Origin of the sequence: Cohnella sp. GCM10027633, assembly GCF_042675445.1 — a bacterium.
Classification (GTDB): Bacteria; Bacillota; Bacilli; order Paenibacillales; family Paenibacillaceae; genus Cohnella.
The window spans coordinates 1-1,601 of the sequence record NZ_JBHTGV010000036.1 but is presented as its reverse complement, the minus strand read 5'-3'; the positions used below and the strand labels follow the sequence as shown (position 1 = coordinate 1,601).

1 protein-coding gene is annotated in these 1,601 nt (G+C 46.5%); it reads left to right on the top strand.

Annotated elements, in window-relative coordinates:
• The first annotated feature begins 111 nt into the window (after positions 1 to 111).
• Positions 112 to 1,563 (top strand): IS1182 family transposase, encoded by a 1,452-nt coding sequence (locus tag ACFQZG_RS27540; protein ID WP_378157954.1) that lies wholly within the window; start codon positions 112 to 114, stop codon positions 1,561 to 1,563.
• Positions 1,564 to 1,601 lie beyond the last annotated feature (38 nt).

Below are 1,601 nucleotides of genomic sequence, written 5' to 3'. Positions count from 1 at the left end.
GAGGCCACTGAAAAAGTCCAAGTGAATGAAAAGGTACAGACTCTCTTTATTTTGAGGGACTGTACCTTTTTCTTGATATAATGAAAGCATTACGTCGGAAGGATGAAGACCATGTTTCAACCCCAGATCTCGTTTGCATTTAGCCCATATACTGCGCTTTACGACCTCATCGTGCCAAAGGACAATTTGCTACGCCAGATCAATGAATTGGTCGACTTCTCCTTCGTTTATGACGAACTGAAAGCTAACTATTGCTTGGACAATGGTCGCAATGCTATCGATCCTTTGCGGATGTTTAAATATTTGCTCCTGAAATCCATTTTCGAGGTATCTGACGTGGACCTAGTCGAGCGTTCTCGATATGACATGTCCATAAAATACTTTCTTCAGATGGCGCCAGAAGAAGGCGTTATCGATCCGAGCACGCTCACCAAATTTCGGAAGCTGCGGCTGAAAGATCTGAATCTGCTTGACCTGTTAATCGGCAAAACCGTCGAACTGGCCATCGCTCAAGGGATCATGCTGAGCAACTCCATTATCGTGGACGCGACGCATACGAAAGCTCGTTACAATCAGAAGTCGCCACGTGAGATTTTGCAGGATCGCGCCCGCAAATTGCGCAAAGCCATTTACACCGTTGACGAGTCACTGAAAGCGAAACTTCCCGCCAAGAACACGGTGGACACGCTTGAAGCCGAACTCGACTATTGTCATGAACTCATTGAAACCATTGAATCAAAGCTGCGCATCCCCCTACTACCAAAGATCACGGAACCGCTCAACCTACTCAAAGAAACGGTTGAAGATGACGTGGAGCAACTGCGGATCTCGCAGGATCAAGATGCGCGCGTGGGTCATAAGAGCGCGGACTCCTCGTTTTTCGGGTATAAGACACACATCGCCATGTCCGAAGAGAGAATCATTACAGCAGCTATTGTGACAACAGGCGAGAAGCACGACGGCAAGCAGTTACAAACGCTTATCGAAAAGAGTAAAATCGCGGGAATGGACGTTAAGACGGTTATTGGCGATATGGCGTATTCGGAGAAAGACAACATCGCGTACAGCAAGGAAAGTGAAATAGAACTTATCTCACGTCTAAATCCGCAAATTACACAAGGTATGCGCAAGAAGGAAGACGAATTCGAATACAACAAAGATGCGGGTATGTACGTATGTAAAGCGGGCCATATGGCGAATCGAAAAGCGCGTAACGGCAAGAAGGGTGTCGGAGCCAATCAAGTTAACACGTATTTTTTTGATGTTGAGCTTTGTAAGAAGTGTCCCTTTAAGGAGGGATGCTACAAAGAAGGAGCCAAGACGAAAACGTACTCCGTGAGCATAAAATCTGGCGAACATGTCGAGCAAATGGCTTTTCAAGAAACTGAGTATTTCAAGGGAAAGGCGAAAGAACGCTACAAAATCGAAGCGAAGAACAGTGAACTTAAGCACCGGCACGGGTACGACGTAGCGTCGTCCTCGGGTCTACTTGGGATGCAGATACAGGGGGCAATGGCAATATTCGCGGTGAATTTGAAGCGGATATTGAAACTGGCTGACTAACTAAATAGAGAACTTCCCATGAAAAAAGCGGCACCTCC

Coding starts and splice junctions, on each gene's coding strand:
- ACFQZG_RS27540 (WP_378157954.1), top strand. CDS start 112: ATGTTTCAACCCCAGATCTCGTTTGCATTTAGCCCATATACTGCGCTT.